The 19,352-nt window shown below is 39.0% G+C and carries 19 protein-coding genes; 11 read left to right on the plus strand and 8 right to left on the minus strand.

Translation table 11 applies throughout. From position 1 onward, the window contains the following. Positions 1-32 precede the first annotated feature (32 nt). Together H6G57_RS20095 and H6G57_RS20100 are read left to right on the plus strand one after the other, a co-directional pair. Positions 33-830 (plus strand): SDR family oxidoreductase, encoded by a 798-nt coding sequence (locus H6G57_RS20095; protein WP_190521720.1) that lies wholly within the window; start codon positions 33-35, stop codon positions 828-830. A gap of 199 nt (positions 831-1,029) precedes the next feature. Beyond that, complete coding sequence (locus H6G57_RS20100) at positions 1,030-1,602, plus strand: Uma2 family endonuclease (RefSeq protein WP_242049037.1); 573 nt, start codon at positions 1,030-1,032, stop codon at positions 1,600-1,602. A gap of 71 nt (positions 1,603-1,673) precedes the next feature. Here the strand turns inward: H6G57_RS20100 and H6G57_RS20105 are convergent, their stop codons facing one another. Further along, entirely contained in the window at positions 1,674-3,665 is a 1,992-nt protein-coding gene (locus H6G57_RS20105; protein WP_190521722.1) for a serine/threonine-protein kinase, read from the minus strand. A gap of 265 nt (positions 3,666-3,930) precedes the next feature. Here H6G57_RS20105 and msrP point away from each other — a divergent pair, with 265 nt between their 5' ends. After that, entirely contained in the window at positions 3,931-4,911 is a 981-nt protein-coding gene (msrP, locus tag H6G57_RS20110; protein ID WP_190521724.1) for a protein-methionine-sulfoxide reductase catalytic subunit MsrP, read from the plus strand. A gap of 106 nt (positions 4,912-5,017) precedes the next feature. Here msrP and H6G57_RS20115 read toward each other — a convergent pair whose 3' ends face one another. Together H6G57_RS20115 and H6G57_RS20120 are read right to left on the minus strand one after the other, a co-directional pair. Further along, complete coding sequence (locus H6G57_RS20115; protein ID WP_190521726.1) at positions 5,018-5,413, minus strand: DUF3119 family protein; 396 nt, start codon at positions 5,411-5,413, stop codon at positions 5,018-5,020. A gap of 145 nt (positions 5,414-5,558) precedes the next feature. Continuing rightward, complete coding sequence (locus H6G57_RS20120) at positions 5,559-6,350, minus strand: MlaE family lipid ABC transporter permease subunit (RefSeq protein WP_190521728.1); 792 nt, start codon at positions 6,348-6,350, stop codon at positions 5,559-5,561. Positions 6,351-6,596: 246 nt separating this feature from the next. Here H6G57_RS20120 and H6G57_RS20125 point away from each other — a divergent pair, with 246 nt between their 5' ends. The 4 genes from H6G57_RS20125 (at position 6,597) to H6G57_RS20140 (ending at position 9,474) form a co-directional block, all read left to right on the plus strand. After that, a complete protein-coding gene (locus H6G57_RS20125; RefSeq protein WP_190521730.1) occupies positions 6,597-6,884 on the plus strand; it encodes a hypothetical protein in 288 nt (95 codons plus the stop codon). A 274-nt stretch (positions 6,885-7,158) separates the two neighbouring features. Further along, entirely contained in the window at positions 7,159-7,683 is a 525-nt protein-coding gene (locus H6G57_RS20130) for a hypothetical protein (protein WP_190521731.1), read from the plus strand. 96 nt (positions 7,684-7,779) lie between these two features. Next, positions 7,780-8,181 carry a fasciclin domain-containing protein gene (locus H6G57_RS20135; RefSeq protein WP_190521733.1) on the plus strand — a complete coding sequence of 134 codons (402 nt, stop codon included), beginning with the start codon at positions 7,780-7,782 and terminating at the stop codon, positions 8,179-8,181. A gap of 114 nt (positions 8,182-8,295) precedes the next feature. After that, positions 8,296-9,474 (plus strand): DNA cytosine methyltransferase, encoded by a 1,179-nt coding sequence (locus tag H6G57_RS20140; RefSeq protein WP_199314385.1) that lies wholly within the window; start codon positions 8,296-8,298, stop codon positions 9,472-9,474. 112 nt (positions 9,475-9,586) lie between these two features. Here the strand turns inward: H6G57_RS20140 and H6G57_RS20145 are convergent, their stop codons facing one another. The 5 genes from H6G57_RS20145 to H6G57_RS20165 form a co-directional block, all read right to left on the minus strand. Next, positions 9,587-10,879, minus strand: coding sequence for a CO2 hydration protein (locus H6G57_RS20145; protein ID WP_190521735.1), 1,293 nt, complete (start codon positions 10,877-10,879; stop codon positions 9,587-9,589). Between the two features lie 112 nt (positions 10,880-10,991). Beyond that, positions 10,992-12,485 carry an NADH-quinone oxidoreductase subunit M gene (locus tag H6G57_RS20150; protein WP_190521737.1) on the minus strand — a complete coding sequence of 498 codons (1,494 nt, stop codon included), beginning with the start codon at positions 12,483-12,485 and terminating at the stop codon, positions 10,992-10,994. Between the two features lie 213 nt (positions 12,486-12,698). After that, entirely contained in the window at positions 12,699-13,421 is a 723-nt protein-coding gene (locus H6G57_RS20155; RefSeq protein ID WP_190521739.1) for a carbonic anhydrase, read from the minus strand. 92 nt (positions 13,422-13,513) lie between these two features. After that, positions 13,514-14,218 (minus strand): carbonic anhydrase, encoded by a 705-nt coding sequence (locus H6G57_RS20160; RefSeq protein ID WP_190521741.1) that lies wholly within the window; start codon positions 14,216-14,218, stop codon positions 13,514-13,516. A 53-nt stretch (positions 14,219-14,271) separates the two neighbouring features. After that, on the minus strand, positions 14,272-16,107 hold the full coding sequence (locus H6G57_RS20165) for an NAD(P)H-quinone oxidoreductase subunit F (protein ID WP_190521743.1): 1,836 nt from the start codon (positions 16,105-16,107) through the stop codon (positions 14,272-14,274). Positions 16,108-16,481: 374 nt separating this feature from the next. Between H6G57_RS20165 and H6G57_RS20170 the strand changes: the two genes are divergently transcribed. The 4 genes from H6G57_RS20170 to H6G57_RS20185 all read left to right on the plus strand — a co-directional run bounded on the left by H6G57_RS20170 (position 16,482) and on the right by H6G57_RS20185 (position 19,314). Continuing rightward, a complete protein-coding gene (locus H6G57_RS20170; RefSeq protein ID WP_190521745.1) occupies positions 16,482-16,955 on the plus strand; it encodes a glutathione S-transferase family protein in 474 nt (157 codons plus the stop codon). 240 nt (positions 16,956-17,195) lie between these two features. Beyond that, positions 17,196-17,588, plus strand: coding sequence for a glycine cleavage system protein GcvH (gene gcvH, locus H6G57_RS20175; RefSeq protein ID WP_190521747.1), 393 nt, complete (start codon positions 17,196-17,198; stop codon positions 17,586-17,588). 63 nt (positions 17,589-17,651) lie between these two features. Continuing rightward, positions 17,652-18,188, plus strand: a complete 537-nt coding sequence (locus tag H6G57_RS20180; protein ID WP_190521749.1) for a hypothetical protein — start codon at positions 17,652-17,654, stop codon at positions 18,186-18,188. 52 nt (positions 18,189-18,240) lie between these two features. Further along, on the plus strand, positions 18,241-19,314 hold the full coding sequence (locus tag H6G57_RS20185) for a class I SAM-dependent methyltransferase (protein WP_190521751.1): 1,074 nt from the start codon (positions 18,241-18,243) through the stop codon (positions 19,312-19,314). Positions 19,315-19,352: the final 38 nt, after the last annotated feature.

The following is a 19,352-nucleotide window of genomic DNA, read 5'->3' on the forward strand; positions in this document are numbered from 1 at the left end:
TTTCACCGTATTCAACCTTAAAGGAAACCACTATGAGCAACTTTGATGCCTTTGCTGACTTTCGGATGGATGGTCATGTGGCCATCGTTACGGGCGGCGCCCAAAATATCGGGGAAGCCATTGCTAAAACCTTTTCAGGCGCAGGAGCCAAGGTGATGATTGCTGACCTCAATGGGGAGAAGGCCCAAGCAACGGCGGCAGCGCTCCAGGCGGAAACGGGTAATGAAGTGTTAGGGATAGGCTGTAACGTCACCCTTGAGGAAGATATTCAACAATGTGTCGCTCAAACTGTTGAAGCCTTTGGCGGTATTTCAACTTTAGTTAATAACGTTGGCTGGGGCAAATCCTACGATGACCCCCTGGATGTTCCTTTGGAAGAGATGATCGAGAGTTATAAGCTCAATACCCTATCGGCTATGCGAATGACGGCTGCTTGTCGTCCCTATTTACTCGAAGCTGAAAATGCTACCATTACTAACTCCGGTTCTCTGGTAGGGGTGTTACCTGCTTTTGACTTTATCGCCTACTCCGCCGCCAAGGCAGCCCTCAACCATCTGATGCTGGGTCTAGCTCACTATTTTGCCAAGCAAGTTCGCGTCAATACCGTGTTGATTGGTACGGTGATTACCGAGGGCTATGCCGCAGCAGGTTTGGATGAAAAAGCCCAGTATGCCTTAGCCCACCCTGACAATTTGACCGGACGTGCTGGAAAACCCCAGGATATTGCTAACGCCTTCCTCTGGCTGGCATCTCCGGCTGGGTCTTGGGTCAGTGGTCAAACCTTACAAGTTTCTGGTGGGGGCAAACGTGTGCGCCTCAAACCCGAATAAATCCCGCGCAAGGGAACACCGAACACCGAACAGGGAAGGATCTCTACTGCGTTATCGAGAAAAGTAGAGATTCTTCACGGAGTTTACCCTCGAAGGAAGTGAAGGGTTCAGAATAACGAATGATTTTCAATTATTATTAAAATCCTCAAAATCCTTTTTTGTTATAATAACATTAGACCCCATTAGAGGCTAGAAACTCATGATGGTGCAAACCGTTACTAAAACCTATAGTTTTGACGATTATCTTAATTATAGAGATGATAGCGATTTTAAATATGAACTGTTTAATGGAAAATTAATTCAGATGCCTCCTGCTAGTGGTTTACACGCTGAGATTTTACGTTTAATTTATGATATTTTAAAAGCTGAAATTCAACGATTACAATTAGATTGGGTTGTACAACCTGGAACAGTTGGAGTCAGAACCGGAATCAGAAAATCCCGAATTCCTGATATTTTAGTCATGACAGAAACTCAGCGTCAACTGTTGAGGACATTACCTTCAGCTATTTTAGAAGAACCCCCTTTATTAGTGGTAGAAATTGTTAGTCCGAATAATCCCGAAGATGATTATCGTTATAAACGTTCAGAATATGCTGCATTAGGAATTCCTGAATATTGGATTATTGATTCGCAAGAATCGAAAATCTCGATTTTAACGTTAGTTTCGGGATTTTATGATATCGTAGAATATAGAGGAGAAGATATAATTAATTCTGCTAGTTTTCCCGAACTTAAATTAACAGCCGAACAAATTTTAAATGCTTTATAGATTCAAGGTCAAACCTGGGGAAACCGGGTTTATAATGGGTGTAAAAAAACCCGGTTTATGGCAACGTTGAGTCAGTTTTGCGGGAATAACGGCCAAACCTTTAACGTATCATCAAAACTCCCCGTAATTAACGTATGATTTTGGGGGTTAAATACCACATTTACCCAAGCTTGATGTCCTTTAAAGGTTCCGACAAGTCCTCCATTTTCCACGTTCCAAAGTTTAACCCCTCCCCCAAAATCACCACTGGCTAAGGTTTGACCATCGGGACTAAACGCTACGGATTGAACCTTTTCTTGATGACCGAGAAGAATGTGTTCTGGAGTATTATTAAAATATTGGGATTCTAATTGTTGTAAATCCCACAATTTAACGGCATGATCCCAACTTCCTGTAGCTAACCTTTGACCATCGGGACTTACCGCCACCGACCAAATCGCCTCAGAATGAGCTTTAAACGTTCTTAATAATTCTCCGGTATGCCAATTCCAAATATCAACAATTCCGTTAGTTCCTCCACTTACTAAGGTTTGATTATCCCCACTAAAAGCGAGAGATTGTACCTCAGTTCCATATCCGTTTAACGTCCTTAACGTTCGTCCGGTGTAAATATCCCACAGACGAATGGTTTGGTCACGACTGACACTCGCCACCGTTTTCCCATCGGGACTAATGGCCACCGCATAAACCCATCCTTGATGACCGTAGAGCATTTTTTTCTGACGACCACTCCACAAATCCCAGACTAAAATAGTTTGGTCACCGCTTCCACTTACTAACGTCCGACCATCGTTACTAATGGCTAAAGTTCCCACAGGTTGAGAATGTCCCAATAAGGTGTTTATTAATCCTCCGGTATTGGCATCAATAATATTAATTGACCCATCGGTATTGCCATAAACTACAAATTGACCATCGGGACTCACCGCCACCGACCACACTGGGCCCGTATTTTTGGATAAAGTTCGGACAGTTTCAGAGTTTTGAAGAATGGGGGGGGCAAAATTCTGAATTTGGGGTACAGGAATTTGGATATCAGGAACTTGATAAATGGGTTCTGGAGGTTGGGAAGAAATTTGAGGGACAATAGACGGTAGGCGAGAACTCATGAATAAAGAAAATAACGCTAAAGCTGCACCTCCCCAAGCCGTTAAAATCCATTTACGTTGGACAGTTTTTGTTAAGTGAACCGGAATGGGCCCTGATTTTAAATCCTGCATTACCGCCATCGCTGAAGGATACCTTTTGCTGGGGTTGCGTTCAATTAATTGATTTAAAATTCGGGTTAAACGCTGACTAATAGGTCTTTTGAGATAATCTTTCCAAACCCAAGTATTTGTTTTAATGTCAAATAAATCAAACGGAGACATCTGGGTTAACAGATGTAGACAAGTTATCCCTAAACTATAGAGATCCGTTTTAGCATTAATTTCCCCTTGCAGTTGTTCCGGTGCCGCATATTCTGGGGAACCTTGAAGGGTTGTTGGGAAATTTTGTTGCGGATAAATTCCAGCAAAATCAACTAAAATAAACGGTTTTGCAGGAGGAATAAAAACTGAACGACGGATAATATTTTCAGGTTTAATATCCCCATGTACCATTCCCTTTTCATGAATGAATTGAAGCAAGGGCAGAATTTCACTCAGGATATACCAAATTTGCAATTCCTGAAACACGCCTTCTTGTTCAAGTTCTTCAGCTAAATTTCGCCCTGAAATATAGTCCTGTACAATATAACCACAATCTTTTTCTTCAAAGGACGCTAACAGGTCTGGGAGGGCGGGATGTTGGCTAATGGGGTCTAATTTTCGGGTATAAACACGGAACTCAACACGGGCATCCGGTTGGGATGGGGGATAAAGACATTGCTTAATCACGCATCGAGGTTGAGACGGTTTATCTTCATCAACGGCTAAAAATGTTCGGTTCCATTGACTTTGACCTAAAATTCGGATAGCACGATAGCGGTCTTTGAGGCGCAATTGTGAGCCACAACTCTGACACAAAAGGGCGTGAGTCGGGTTTTGAGGCTTCTGACATTGGGGGTTGATGCAGTAACTCATAACCGGAATTTTTTAGTATATTTTTTCTATGATACGTCTTTCCTAAACTTTAGTCTGATTCAGGGAAGGCGATCGCTAATTCTTAAATAAACGCAACATCTTTGAGATAATTTTCTATCATTGGGAGGATGACGACATCCAGTGTTAAACTGTTCAGCATTTAAACTTTATCAAAATGGAGTCAGAAGATCCACAGGGAAAGTCCGTGATTTTTTCTGGGTTCTTTTCCAAGATTAACTGAATTAATCCTAACTGATTTTAACCTATGGCTTTCATTCGTATTGTTCCCAGTTGGCAACTCTCTGAACATCAAATTACGCCAGAGTCCGTATTTCTCAACCGTCGTCGCTTTATGAAAAGCTTAATTGGGGCGGGCTTAACAGCAACTCTTTTACCTTTAACCGGATGTCAATCTTCTTCAACGGGTAAAAATCAGGATAATTTTTCAACTCAAGTGATCTCAAATTTTGCTCAAAATCCAAATTTTGCTGATGTTAATCGTCCGATAACGGCCGAAGATTTAGCCACCAAATATAATAACTTTTATGAGTATGGCGGTTCCAAATCAATTTGGCAAGCAGCCCAAGCGTTACCGTTAGAGGATTGGAAAATAGAGGTTTCAGGATTAGTCAAAAATCCGACAACATACACTTTAGATGATCTTCAGAAAAAATTCCCCTTGGAAGAACGAATTTATCGCTTTCGTTGTGTCGAAGCTTGGGCGATGGTGGTTCCTTGGTTAGGGTTTCCAATGCAAAAATTAATGGCGGCGGTTGAACCCACTTCTGAGGCAAAATTTGTGCGGTTTACGTCTTTTTATGATCCTAAAATTACCACTGGCCCTGGATTTTGGGCTAATGGTTATCCTTGGCCCTATACAGAAGGATTAAGGATTGAAGAAATGGCAAATGAGTTAGCGTTTTTTGCCATTGGAATGTATGGAAAAACCCTTCCTAAACAAAATGGTGCACCGTTACGGATGGTGACTCCTTGGAAATATGGATTTAAGGGAGCGAAATCAATTGTTAAAATTGAATTTGTTAAAAACAGACCTGCCACATTTTGGAATACATTAGTTCCTGATGAATATGGTTTTGAAGCCAATGTAAACCCAAATAAACCCCACCCTCGATGGTCACAAGCGACGGAACGAATTGTCAGTAATAGTCCTAGTTTTTCTTGGGAAAAACAGCCGACTTTACTGTATAATGGGTATGAGGAATATGTGGGTAATCTTTATTCTTAAATTGATGGTTTGAGGGGAGCTACGGGATAAAAAGTTGGGTGTTGGGCGGTAGCAAATCAGAGAGGCTAAAGCCCAACAACATCACCCGCTAAAAGTTGAGAAATTCTTAATTTTGTTTCAAATGTCCACAATATTGTTTTAAACAGCTTTGTAACAATTGAGCATCAAAAATAATCGGGACAAAGTGAATACTTTTGACTTCTCGGAAATAAAATAAAATCGGTACAGGAGTCCAAAAAATTTCCCAGTTCATCCAATCTTGATAAGGAAACCGACGGATGAGTTTACCCGAACGATAAACATCTAAATCCGTTGGGGTAAATTGTAGACGAATGAGGGCGGTTTGGATGAAGAGAAATAAGGCAAAAAACGCAAGTGCTAAACTTCCCCATCTTTGAATGAAAAATAGGGGAAATGCAGTAATCATCAGCACGATTGGAATAATATAATTGGGTGGTAATTCAATCGTATTAGCGGTTTGGGTTGTAGGTGTTGGAGTCATGGGTTCAACTTGATTCGGAAAACTTTAAACTAATATTACCAAATTTATACCCAGAAAGAGGAAATTGGGGTTCGTACAGTTATCCATATTCTTTCCCATTGCCCATTCCGCCCTGATAACTGATAACTGATAACTGATAACTGAATTAACCCATAACAGCACTTCCCATGCCTTGAAACATAATCCAAGATAGGAAAAAATCAAGGATAAAAATCGATAATAAAGCCGTAACAACAGCCGTTGTTGTGGATTGACCTACTCCTTTTGCTCCCCCAGTTGTCGTTAATCCCCAACTCGTCCCAATAATGGCAATAGTCGCCCCAAATACTAACCCTTTGACTAACCCACTACAAACATCCCAAACTTGAATAAAATTTCGGACTGAATCTAAAAAAGCCGTTGGAGAAATATTGTACATACTGTTAGCAATTAATAACCCTCCGGCTAATCCCGTAATTAAGCAAATAATCGTTAAAATCGGTAACATTGAACAACAAGCAATCACACGGGGAATGACTAAATAATCTACCGGGTCAGTTTTCAACATATAAAGGGCGTCAATTTGTTCTGTGACCCGCATCGTGCCAATTTCTGCTGCAAAAGCTGAACAAACCCGTCCCGCAACAATCACGGCCGTTAATACCGGGCTGAGTTCCCGCGCTAAGGACAGAGCTAGAACTCCCCCCACAATATTAACAGCACCTAACGCGACGAATTCTCGTGCAACTTGAATGGTGAACACCATCCCCACAAAACTCGCTGTTAAGAGGGCAATCATTAAGGATTCTGGGCCAACAGTGACCATTTGTTCCAAAGTGTTACGACGGTGAATTTTACCCTGAAGTAAATGCACCACCACTTGTCCGGCCAATAACAGGGCGGAAATAAATCGTTGTAGCCAAAGTTCAAAGCTGGAACGAGTGTTAGAATTGCTCAAGGGAATAACAACTGTATAAAGTTCAATCAATAACTAGAAATATACAAATCTTCAACAAGATTTATAAAGCAGAAAGTTTAATTTTTTTGACTTTATATTTAAGATTTCTCACAGATTCGATTAAAACGCGCGATCGCTCTTATCTTAGAAATTAGCAAGTTAGATTGACAGTGATACCCAATCCAACAAAGGTCAATGATACTAGCATCCAAATATAAGATATAAGATCCTCCTAGGGATAGATTTATGAGTATTTTCCCTCATCTGATTCGTTCTTTGCTTCTGGCGATTACGTTTAGTTTCATCGCCCCTGTATTATTAATCGCGATGGGATTAATTACTTGTGTCTTCATGAGTCACCTTCCTTTGATGCAAAGCTTAGGGGAGTTTGGCTGTAAGCAAATGCTCAAATTTCTTGCCACCTTTGGCAGTGGACATCCTGTGCAGGGATGTTTAGTCATTGCCCTAACCTGTAGTTTGGTCGGAGGGTTATTTGATACCTATGCTTGTTGCCAAAACTTACGGAGCAATTAAAAAGCTATTATAAAATCAAATGGTAATCCGGGGAAAATTAGGCTAAACAAATATTATAACCCGGATTCAAATCGCTAATTGAGTTTAGTTTATAAATCTCTACAGTTCTACCGGATTTTTTTCCCTAAATTGTTAAGAAATGAAAAGAAGATTTGGATTTCATTATAACCCTTGGTAATATATACTGTGGAAAGTCGATAGCAATGGTAATATCAGTTTAGTCAAAAATTTTGGAGATTTTTTAATTGAAGAATGGGAAGTTATTGATAATACCTTGTATTTTCAAGCCTCAAAAACTGACCCTGATACCTATACATCAACGGCTCAGTTGTGGAAAACAGACGGCACGGATATCGGTACAATATTAGTCAAAGAATTTCCCAACTCGGATTGGCTAATCACCTACAACGGTACTGGATTAGAAGTCATCAATAATACCCTTTATTTTCCATTAACTGATCCCAATTATGGTACAGAATTATGGATGAGTGATGGTACAGAAACAGGTACAATCATGGTAGCAGATATTAACCCCGGACAAGCCAGTTCTGATGCTTCGATTCCGGTTGATGTTAATGGTACACTTTATCTCCTCGCTGATGATGGCATACACGGGAATGAATTATGGAAATTAACCCCTACTGGGAGTAACTTAATTCCACAAGATGAATTAAGAAATAATGCTAAGGCGTTGGCGATGAGTCATCTGAATTCTATGTCTGAATTAATCAGCACTGCTAATCCAACCCCAACTTTTTCTAATGTCTTTGAAACCCCTTCTAACTTAGGGTTGATTTAAGCTAACCTGTTAATGACAATCAGTTCTCATTCTGTTCAAAATTCGTTTACTATTTTGAGAGGAACTTTTGTTTTTAATTTAGGTTAAATTTGTTCAATGGCAGATATTGTTGATATTGCTGTAGGTGCTGGTTCATTTACAACCTTAGTGGCTGCTGTTCAAGCCGCAGGTTTAGTGGACGCCTTAAAAAGTCCTGGCCCGTTTACGGTTTTTGCACCCAATGATGATGCGTTTGCTAAACTTCCCACAGGAACCGTACAAACCTTAGTTCAAAATCCCCCCCAGTTAGCCAGAATTTTAAAATTTCACGTCGTTTCGGGGAAACTTTCAAAAGCTGATTTAGAAAAATTGGGTTCTGTCACGTCTTTAGAAGGTTCACCCATTCCCATTAACTGTTCCGATGGGTTTGAAGTGAAAAATGCAACGGTTCTCGCCCCCGATATTGAAGCCGATAATGGCATTATTCACGTCATTGATACGGTAATTTTAATGGGTTAATTTTAGGTTCTAATTAGCCAATCAATAACCCGTAGGGGTGGGGTTTTCCCACCCATCCCAAGAGTATTAACTCAATTACCGAGACTATTAATAATTCATCAAGGAGAATAAAATTTGATTGGGTTTAAAAAACAAACAGCGATTGAATTGTTTGCTGGAATTGGAGGTTTTCGTTTAGGGTTAGAAGCCAGCAAAATTCAAACGATTTGGGCGAATGATATTAATGAATTGTGTTGTCAAGTTTGTGAGAGTAATTTTGGTCAAAATTCTATTGTATTAGGAGATATCCAAAGTATCAATTTAGCGGATATTCCTGACCATGATTTATTAACCGCAGGATTTCCCTGTCAACCCTTTAGTGCGGCGGGTAAAAAATTAGGAATTCGAGATCAATTTCGCGGAACCCTATTTGAAAAAATTGTAGAAATTATAGATACTAAAAAACCTCACTATTTTTTGTTGGAGAATGTTAAACGTATTTTAACAATGGAACAGGGACACCATTTTAAAGTGATTTTAAATGCTTTAGCTTCTCTCAATTATTTGATTGAATGGCGCATTATTAGCCCTATTAATTTTGGGATTCCTCAAAACCGTGAGCGTATTTTTATTTTTGGATCTCGCTGTAAATCGGATTTTAACCCTATAAATTTAGAAGATCATTTAATTTTTTTAAATCAAAGCGAGACTGAATACTTAAATTTTGATTTCGAGAATTTTGAAAAATATTTATATCCTATTTTAGATTCCCCGATTAAAAATTATCCTTGGGGAATTGCTTACCAAAATAAAATGTATAGTCAATCTCTCCCATTATTTCCTGATATCTATCCCCCTACGCGATTAAAAAATATTCTTCAATCTGAATCAGAAGTTGAGCCTCAATTTGATTTTACCACAGATACTTTAGAACGGATTAAAAGCAGTAAAGCAGTTAATCGCTATTGTAATGGTGTGGAAATTTTATATAACCAAGACGGAGGTGCAAGGTTAGGATATACTATTTTTGGTGTTAATGGAGTTGCTTCTACTTTGACCGCATCTACTTCCAGACATTATGAACGATATCAAATTGGTAATAAATTTAGACGATTAACGCCGATAGAATATGCACGTTTAATGGGTTTTCCTGATAATTGGTGTCGAGTTGCTAAAATTTATGATCAATACGCTTTATTTGGAAATGCTGTTGTTCCCATTTGTATTGAATGGATTTGTCAAAGAATTGGGCAAAAAAATATAACAATTCCAACTAAAAAATATAAACAATTAACTATATTTACTTATTCTTAGTGTCTTAGTGCCTTTGTGGTTTATTCAAAAATTCCCCCTAACTCATTATTGAGGGTGTAGAAAATTTAATGGGATAACCATTAAGTGACTCATTCTACACCCTAAATTCTAATTAACGATAATCAGAGCGTTGAATATCTCTTAACCGTGCTTCAGGACGTTTAAATCGATCTAATTGAGCTTCAAAAAATTGACGATTTGCCATCAAATGTTTAGGATTTTGATCATCTAAAGGATACAGTAAAGCCGTGCGTAACGCTTGAATTACCGCAGAAGTAACACAATACATTGAGCGTTGGAAACTATTCGCTAACTGAATCAACATATCATCCTCACCTCGACAATATTTTTGGTAATATTCGACTAAATAAGGAGGCAAGAAATGTAACATATCTTGCATTAATAAGGTTGGGGGAATTCCTGCTGTCCCAACGGGGAAAATATCAGCATAAAGAATGCCATAATGGAAGTCTTTTTGATCCTCTGGAACTTGTTTTGCTTGCGCGTTATAAGATTTTGTTCCTCGGAAGGGAGACGTCCGATAAAACACCGCTTCAACATAGGGTAATGCCGCTTCATATAACCACATAAACCCTTTAGATTTGGGGATAATTTCATAACATTCCCCATCAATATAAACATGATGATAAATGGGACGACCTGCGATCGCAAAAATCCCATTAACCAGAAAATTCATCGCTTCAGGAACACTGGTAATTTTGCCTTCATCATAGAGATCACTCATTTCAAAAAACACAGGAGCCATGACTTCCCAAAACAGTCCTAAATTGCTATAATAGGACATCATTCTCACCTGTTCGATGAATAAATCTGGGAAGAGTTTATACAATCCCATCATCATCGGATTTTTCTTAAAATAAGCTTTAATTGCTTTATCTGCGTTAGCTTTATATTCATCGGTATCTAAATAAGGATCAAATAATCCCCCCATATCTCGATGCCAAAACATCGCCTGCATACAAGCTTCGGCAAATTCCATATTAACCCGATCATGCCATAAATGATGTAATAATTTAGGCATTTTTTTCGTTTCACCCGTTTCCATAAAAGCTAATAATTCCGGGTGTGCTGTTGCTTCTCCTCGCCATATTCTTAAATCAGCATCATCTCCCGCATAATGATTATGCAGGTCTAAATAGTCTTTAGGAATGAAATATTTTAAAAAGGGTAAAGGATTTAAAAAAACTTGTTCAGCAATATAGAGTAAATCCCGCCAATAAAAATCCATCGGGACGGCATAAGCTTTATAAATCCCGATAATTTGCATTAAATTTTCGGGGGTATCGGGTAACATTGCCCCCCCCGCTTCTAAACGATGAATAATCTCCGAAAATTCATGGGCTGAGGGGGGTAATTTGGTTTGAGATAAGGTTGCTGTTGTCATAATTTTTTCTTGGTTTTAATTGGGGTTAAGGGGAGAGACAGAAACCGGGTTTCTTAACAAAAAATCCTGATTTTATCTGAAAATTAAAGCTAGAAACCCGGTTTCTAGGGGGTTATTGTTTAATTGCAATTTCGGTAGGCACAGGGTTATTTAAGGCAACAACCATCGACTGTGCAGTGGGTTCCATCCATCGGAATAACCAAGTGGGTTGAATACCGAGAACAAAAATTAAAGCAGCTAAAATTAAGGCTGGGGCTTGTTCAGATAAGCTAACTTTAGGATAATAAGCCAAGCTATTATCGAGTTTTCCAAAACAGGTACGGTTGAGGAGAATGACAAAATAAACCGCAGTTAAACCAGAGGCAATAATACACAATAAACTGTGAATGGGGAAGACGGCAAATGTTCCTTGGAAGACCGGAAACTCAGCAACAAATCCAACTAAACCGGGGATACCAGCGCTCGCCATTCCTGCCATAATTAACAGGGAACTGGTGAGGGGTAAACCGCGAACGGGGTTCATTAAACCATTGAGAATATTTAAGTCACGGGTTCCAACTTTCTCTTCCACAACGCCGACTAATTGAAATAGAATTGCCAGGATTAAACCGTGAGCAATCATTTGAGCAATTGCCCCAATTAAACTCAGTTCATTAGCTGCTGCTGCGGCAACTAAAATATAACCCATGTGACCAATTGAACTATAAGCCACCATGCGTTTAATATCCTGTTGAGCAATAGCCGTTAACGCGCCATATAAAACACTAATTACCCCAATGGTTGCCAGTCCAGGGCTGACAATATGCCAAGCTTCAGGAAACAGTTGTAAACCAAATCGAATTAAACCATAGGCTCCTAATTTTGCTAGAATTCCGCCTAATAAAATTGTGACTGGGGGAGAAGATTCAACATAGGCATCGGGCAACCAAGTATGCAGGGGAACTAGGGGAATTTTGATGCCAAATCCTAACAGTAAAACCGTGAGTAAAATTAACTGAGTATTTAATGCAAAGTTCTGGGTTTGAATGGCAGAATAATCAAAACTTCCGGCTTCACTGAGCCAAGCCATCCCTAAAAATGCAGCTAAAATCAGAATGCCTGAAAGGGCGGTATAAATCAGAAACTTCATCCCCGCATAGGCGCGTTTTTCACTGCCCCAAATGCTAATTAAAAGGTATACGGGAATTAGTTCGAGTTCATAAAATAGAACAAACAGCAGTAAATTTTCGGATAAGAAGGCTCCAGCTATGCCTGCATTGACTAACAAAATCATGGAGTAATAAAAACGAGGGCGGTGAATATTTCCATGACTGCTGGCAATGACAATTAAGGTTAATAAACCATTTAATCCGATTAAGGGAAAGGATAAACCATCTATGCCTAAACTGTAGGATAATCCTAATTGCGGAATCCAATTCAAATATTCTTGTAGCTGAAAATTTGGATTGGTTAAATCAAAATCAAAGGCAAGTTTTACTGTCCAAACTAAAATGATACTGGTAATAACTAAGGCAATGGAACGAACTTGCTGGGTTGAAAGTTGTTTAGGCAATAGTCCTATTAACAGGACTCCTAAAACGGGAATAATAATTAAAGCACTCAACATAAGCTTAGGGTATGAGGATGAGGGGTAATCTCAGCAATATTCAAGTTAACCCAAAAGTAGGTTTTAAATGCAGATTCCAAACTTTGTTTATCATAACTTACCGAGTTGAAAAAAAGTAAAATGATCAGTTTTAAAGTTTGGATAATAGCAATAGAAATGATTTATCAGAAGCCGAGTTCTTCGGGAAATATCATTTCTATTGCCAGAACGGGTTTAGGTAATCAGTTTAACTTTTCCAGTTTCTAATTCATAAAATCCCCCAACAACTTTTAATTTATCATTGGCAATTAATTGAGTCATAACCGGAGAAGACTTTAACTTTGTGATTTGGAGTTTAACATTGGCAGTAACCGCTTCTTCCCACGTTGGTTTGCCTTTAATGGAAGGTTTAATGGCATCAATAATACTGCCAATCTGACCGGGAACAGAATTTCCGTCCAGAGTAGCTTTAACGGCTCCACATTTTTGATGACCTAGAATCATAATCGTTTTAATTCCTAATTCTAATGCTCCAAATTCCAAGCTACCCATTTCTTCAGGAGTAACAACATTTCCCGCATTACGAACTACAAAAATATCGCCTAACCCTTGATCAAAAATAATCTCGGCGGGTACTCTGGAGTCAGCACAGCCTAAAATAGCAGCAAAAGGTTTTTGACCTGCGGTAACTTCTTTCATGCGTTCCCGATTTTGGTTAGGATGTTTGGGTTTATTTTCCATAAACCGTTCATTTCCTAACATTAAGGTTTCTAAGGCTTTTTCTGGGGTGATTTCTGGGGGTTCACAACTCGAAGTTTCAGCGACAATTTTCTTTTTTTCTCGGTCTAAAACTTTTGTTGTGACTCCAGCCGTTAATAAGGCTGTTCCCACAATGCAAACTCCATATTGTAATAAATCACGGCGGGTATAATTGGGTTTATCGTAATCTGGGGCCATGTTGTCCTCCCTGGTTATGATATTGAAACTGTTCAAAAAGCAAGTTTATCTTTGATGCAATGGAATTAATTATAAACTTGCTTGAGACAGGTTTATGCAACCACTTTTACCATTCCCGTATCCAGGTTATAGTAACCTCCGACTATTTTTAATTTAGCCTCTTTGATTAATTGGGAAATAACCGGAGAAGCTTGTAAACGACTGATTCCTAATTTGACATTAGAAATGATGCTTTCTTCTAAGGTTTGATTCATCTTAATAGCAGGTTTAATCGCGTCTAAAATACTGCCAATTTTACCCGGAACGGCATTCCCATCAATGGTGGCTTGCACGGCTCCACAATTTTTATGTCCAATCACCATTAGGACTTTTGCTCCTAACACTAATGTGCCAAATTCCAAGCTGCCAATTTCTTCAGGTGTAGCAATATTTCCCGCATTACGAACTACGAATAAATCTCCAAAACCTTGATCAAAAATAATCTCTGAAGGAACTCTTGAATCTGCACAACTGAGAATAGCAGCAAAGGGGGTTTGTCCTTGGGCAACTTCTTGAATTCGTCCCATACTTTGATTGGGATTTTTGCGTTTATTTTCGATAAACCGCTTATTTCCTTCTAACAGTTGGTTTAGGGCTTCATCAGGGCTCATGTGATTACCCGCTATTGCAGGTTTCTCTTTTAACCAATTAGCTTTTGTTCCTAAACCGACGGTTAAAGCAGCAGTTCCCGCAGCAACAGCCCCAAATTTTAATAAATTCCGGCGAGAGACGTTGAGATTGTTTTCAATTCCGCGCATAATTTCCTCACACTTAATTCAAGGTTAAAACAGTCAGCAAAAGAATGCTGTTTTTAAAACAGATTTAGGGAAAAGAACCCTAATAATAAGGTGACTCCCACAATAATTGTCAGGGCATAAAATTGGGTTTGGCCAGAAACGTTATATTTCAAACTTTGTCCACTAAAAACCGTTACAAGTCCCACTAAATTTACAAAGCCATCCACGATATAGCGGTCAACCCAATACATGAGATTAGAGATTAATCCGACTACAAAAATAATCGTGACTCGATACAGTTTTGCCGTGTAAAAATCGTAAGCAAAAAAGTCTTGTAATGCTTGGGAGGGAAGTTTAACCGGTTTCGGCCAATTGTTATTGAGATAAATTAACCCACTAAGCCCACATCCGACCAAAGTTGAAGCAGTTAATAATCCAGCAACGGTGAGATTAATATGTTCTCCTTGGGGTAACAAATTCCACTGTTTTAATAATAAGGGAATATGTAAACAAAATCCCGCTAAAATTGTCATGGGTAATACCATTGCCCATAACACTTCCGGGGAACGGGTGGTCATTTGTTTGGGTTTTCCGGCAAAAATCAATCCAAATTCACGAGTTAAACTAAAAGCCGTTAAACCATTGACTAAAAATAGACAAAATGCAATGGCGGGTTGAGTATTCCAAAGGGTTTCTGCTAACTCTAAGATTGTCCAAAATCCCCCAAAGGGAGGAACTGCAATTAACGCCGTCATTCCCACTAAAAAACACAATCCTGAAATCGGACGTCGTGACCATAACCCGCCATATTGAGTTAAATCTTGGGTGACATTATTACTAATAATTCCCCCAGTGGTCATGACTAATAAAGCCATGGGAAAAGCATAAGTTAATAACAGAGAAAGAGCCGCTTGAGTTTGCCCAGTTCCGACTGCAATAAAGGTGATACCCATATAGGCACTCACGGAATAGGAAAGGGCGCGTTTAATATCAATTTGAGCAATGGCAATACAACTCGCACCAACGGCCGTTGCTAACCCAATTAATACCATCGTTGACATTACAACAGGAGACAAAGCTAAAACGGGTTGCATTTTAACTAATACCCAAGCCCCGGATGCAACGACAACAGAATTGCGTAAAATTGTACTGGGAAGGGGGCCTTCCATGGCTTCATCTAACCATAAATGCAGGGGAAATTGAGCGCATTTTCCCAGGGGACCAGCGAGTAATGCTAACCCTAATAAGGTGGCAACTTTAGGGTCAATTTGGGCGGTTTGTGACCATTGAGCTAATTCTGTAAAATCCCAAGTTCCAGCGAGAGGAAATAGGGCGACTACTCCCATTAATAGGAATAAATCTCCGACCCGTTTGGTTAAAAAAGCATCTCTCGCCCCGGTTACGACTAAGGGTTGGTTAAACCATAACCCGACTAATAAATAGGTTCCTAGGGTGAGAATTTCCAAAATAATGTAACTGTAGAAGAGGGAATTACACAACACTAATCCACATAATCCCGCTTCAAATAAAGCTAATAGAGAATAAAATCTCGCCCATCCCCAGTCCATTTCCATGTAACCAACGGCGTAAATTTGGGCTAATAAATTTAACCCAGTGATGACTAAGGTGGCGCCAATGGTGACAACGGAAATTTCTAGGGGAATCGATAAATTGAGGTCAACGACGCTAAACCAAGGAATGATTAACGCTTGGGGAGGATGACCCCAAATTTCTGTGAGGGCGACTAACCCATGTACAAAGGCGAGTAAGGAGGTAATGATATTGACATATCCAGCCGGACGGGGGCCAGTGCGTCGAATAATAGACGGAAACCAGAGGGTGGATAATAATGCTCCGATTAATGGGTAGCACGGTATCCACCAAATGGTCTTGAGAAAAAAATCAGCCATTGGTGTGACCTATTGATCAGTTTGCAAAAAGATTGAAAATGGAGTAAACCCTTACTCCTGGGGTTTTGTAGCTTTTTGGAGTTTTATCGACCCCGGAAGACTACATAGATTTTTTACTGTTGAATACAAACATACCATAGATATTAGTATATGGATAGTCCCAAAGGCATATCAATATAAAAGATATTTCTCATCTTATTAATCAAGTTTGATTATATAAGCACAAATACTTAACAAAGCATCTTTTTTAGAAGCCAGAAATGAATCATCAGTTTGATAGGAAGAGAGTCAAGAAATAATACAAAATAGTAGCTTTTGGTCAGGTTGTATTAAAATATTTTTTGTATTTTTGTAGATAAAAAGTCAAGATAACAATGAAGTTATATTACATTCCAACAACAAGAGCCGTGCGTCCCCGTTGGATATTAGAAGAACTCGGAATATCCTATGAATTAGTTTATGTGACGATGGCAATGACTCAGGAGCCAGGGTATGAAAAATTGCATCCCCATCGAAAAGTTCCTGTATTAGTGGATGGCGATATCATCATGTTTGAATCCGCCGCCATTTGTGCCTATTTAGCCGATAAGTTTCCTGAAAAAGAATTAGCACCCAGCCCAACTTCTGACGCTCGTAGTTATTACTATCAATGGCTATTTTATGCTTCTTTAACTTTAGAAGCACCTGTTGAACAATTTATGTTTAATGTTTTACCGAATTTACCTGAAAAACTTCTACCTCAAAAAGAAAAAACAAAAGTTTCGGCTGAAGAAGCCTTAATTTGGTTTAATAAAGTTGCCCAACCTCTGACTGTTTTTAGGGTTAATAATTCTGGAGTTTGTATATAACTCGAAGGTTGAGGGACAAAAATCAAACGTTCTGAGTAGAAATAAGCCCAAGCCCCAACAGCGACATAGATAATTATCAGAGAACGGATCATTCGTTTTAGGGAAAACTCACCAATAACAAAGCGTTTGATCAAAGTCTGGCGGTTCATGGCAATCTTTAAGGGGCAAACCTGTTTTGATTCTAATTTTGTAGTTTAATAGGTTTGGTAAACAATTAGTAGAGTTAATCGATTGTGAGGAATGACTATGGCAGACTATCCTGACGACCTCAGATATACAGATAGCCATGAATACGTCAGACTTGAGGGTGAAATCGCCACCATTGGTATTACGAGCTTTGCTGTGAGGCAACTCGGAGATATCGTGTTTGTGGAATTACCAGATACAGGCACGAAGATTGAGCAAGAAGAAATATTTGGAACCGTTGAGTCTGTAAAAGCTGTAGAAACATTGATAGCGCCGCTCAGTGGGACAGTGATTGAATACAATACAGCCGTTGTAGATGACCCTGAAATTGTATCAGATGATCCCTATGGAGAAGGATGGTTTATCAAGGTTCAAGTCGATAATCTGACTGATTTAGATGATACCTTATCCCGAAATCAATATCTAAGCTTAATTGAAGGAGTTTAACAGAGGGTTTGAGGTTTTAGGTGTGTTCAAAGTCTTGATGAAAAATAGAATTCAAAAGAATCTATGTTGAATTTATCCTCCCTATCGGTTCCTGAAAATATCACGTTTGAGCAAGCCATTGAAATTACTCAAACCTTACTCGATAAAATTGAAGAAAAACAGTTATTTGAGGCTGAAATTGAAACGGTAATCGTTCAGTTGGTGACAACTCAAAATGGTGCAAGGGGATTTTTTGTCACCTATTTAACTGATCCTCGCCCCTTCTGTAATCAACCTACAGACGCTGTGATCCAAGCTCTACAAAAATCACCTGAAATTGTATCAGAATTACTGGTGAAAAATATAGCAATGTCGGCAGCAATGGCTGTATATCATCGTCGGCATAATAACACCGAAATGGAGAGCAGTTCTCAACGAGTTTCTCAACGGTCTTCTGATTTAATTCAACGGTTGAATTTTCCCCAGTTGCGATCGCGGGTTCAACAACTTTTTGATAGTGCGAAAACCGGAGAAGGAACCTATCAAGAGTTTTTAGATCGTTGGGGATATGATACAGAACAACAAGATGCGATCGCGGAAGTCTTGCAACCTTTATTATAAACTGTTTAAGAACGAGATAACCTCACCTTATTTAACCCGCCCTCAAATCGATATGACTCTAACACAATCCCTTAAAACCCTAGGCTGTTTAGGAGATGTTACCCTAGAAGCCAATCATGCTCGTTTGAAAGGATGGATCACCTCTATTCAAGGCAAACCCATAGACCAGTTTAAATTGATGATCGGGAATCAAGAAATTACTGAATTTAAACTTGAAAGAAATCTCCCTAGTCCCGATGTTCAAAAGCTGTTTCCGACCTTACCCAATTCTGATCAAGCTCGATTTTTTATTTATGTCCCTTTAGACAAAATTGCACCCAATCAATTTAATACTTTAGTACAATTAATTCCTATTGTCAACGGAGAAGCGGGAGAAATTTTATTTAATTTATTAGAATCAACCCTTCCCGTTCCTGAAAAAGAAGATCGCTTAGGCGTGGGTGGAAGTTTTAAATTTGTGGCTTGTGATTTCTTAGGTCATTTTGTCAATAAAGCGCAATTAAAACCCCACGAATCGATTTTAGATGCGGGATGTGGAGTCGGACGCATGGCTTATTCTCTCAGCTATTATTTAGATGATACCGCCCGTTATGAAGGGTTTGATATTGTGGAAAAATGGATTAACTGGAGTCAATCTGTTATTCATGAACATCGACCGAATTTTAACTTTCAATGGGCAAATATTTATAATAAGCGCTATAATACAGAAGGAACAATTAAAGTAGAAGACTATTCTTTTCCCTATGGGAATGAACAATTTGATTTTGTTTTACTAACCTCTGTCTTTACCCATTTATATGCGAATGCAGTTCAAAATTATCTGCAAGAAGTTTATCGTGTTCTTAAACCCGGAGGACGGTGTTTATGTACATTCTTTTTATTAAATGAAGAATCAGAAGCGTTAATAAAAGCCGGAAAAAGTTCTCAAAACTTAATCCATGAAATAGAAGGTTCTTTTTGTTCAGATTTAGACATTCCTGAAGCATCAATGGGTCATCGGGAATCTTCTGTTATGCAGTGGATTGAAGCATTAGGATTTACCGTTTCAGCTAAATATAATGGCTTATGGTGTGGAAGAAATTTTGGAACTAACTACCAAGATATGTTAATTCTAAAAAAACCGTAGTAAGCCGTAGTAAGCCCTTCAGGGCTTTCTTTCCTCCT

The organism is Planktothrix sp. FACHB-1365 (assembly GCF_014697575.1).
Lineage (GTDB): Bacteria > Cyanobacteriota > Cyanobacteriia > Cyanobacteriales > Microcoleaceae > Planktothrix.

Bases quoted from the DNA above. Each gene is read 5' to 3' on its own strand.
- gcvH (WP_190521747.1), top strand. From the start codon at position 17,196: ATGACTATGGCAGACTATCCTGACGACCTCAGATATACAGATAGCCAT.
- H6G57_RS20185 (WP_190521751.1), top strand. From the start codon at position 18,241: ATGACTCTAACACAATCCCTTAAAACCCTAGGCTGTTTAGGAGATGTT.
- H6G57_RS20180 (WP_190521749.1), top strand. From the start codon at position 17,652: ATGTTGAATTTATCCTCCCTATCGGTTCCTGAAAATATCACGTTTGAG.
- H6G57_RS20170 (WP_190521745.1), top strand. From the start codon at position 16,482: ATGAAGTTATATTACATTCCAACAACAAGAGCCGTGCGTCCCCGTTGG.
- H6G57_RS20165 (WP_190521743.1), bottom strand. From the start codon at position 16,107: ATGGCTGATTTTTTTCTCAAGACCATTTGGTGGATACCGTGCTACCCA.
- H6G57_RS20125 (WP_190521730.1), top strand. From the start codon at position 6,597: ATGAGTATTTTCCCTCATCTGATTCGTTCTTTGCTTCTGGCGATTACG.
- H6G57_RS20150 (WP_190521737.1), bottom strand. From the start codon at position 12,485: ATGTTGAGTGCTTTAATTATTATTCCCGTTTTAGGAGTCCTGTTAATA.
- msrP (WP_190521724.1), top strand. From the start codon at position 3,931: ATGGCTTTCATTCGTATTGTTCCCAGTTGGCAACTCTCTGAACATCAA.
- H6G57_RS20145 (WP_190521735.1), bottom strand. From the start codon at position 10,879: ATGACAACAGCAACCTTATCTCAAACCAAATTACCCCCCTCAGCCCAT.
- H6G57_RS20105 (WP_190521722.1), bottom strand. From the start codon at position 3,665: ATGAGTTACTGCATCAACCCCCAATGTCAGAAGCCTCAAAACCCGACT.
- H6G57_RS20100 (WP_242049037.1), top strand. From the start codon at position 1,030: ATGATGGTGCAAACCGTTACTAAAACCTATAGTTTTGACGATTATCTT.
- H6G57_RS20115 (WP_190521726.1), bottom strand. From the start codon at position 5,413: ATGACTCCAACACCTACAACCCAAACCGCTAATACGATTGAATTACCA.
- H6G57_RS20095 (WP_190521720.1), top strand. From the start codon at position 33: ATGAGCAACTTTGATGCCTTTGCTGACTTTCGGATGGATGGTCATGTG.
- H6G57_RS20155 (WP_190521739.1), bottom strand. From the start codon at position 13,421: ATGGCCCCAGATTACGATAAACCCAATTATACCCGCCGTGATTTATTA.
- H6G57_RS20135 (WP_190521733.1), top strand. From the start codon at position 7,780: ATGGCAGATATTGTTGATATTGCTGTAGGTGCTGGTTCATTTACAACC.
- H6G57_RS20160 (WP_190521741.1), bottom strand. From the start codon at position 14,218: ATGCGCGGAATTGAAAACAATCTCAACGTCTCTCGCCGGAATTTATTA.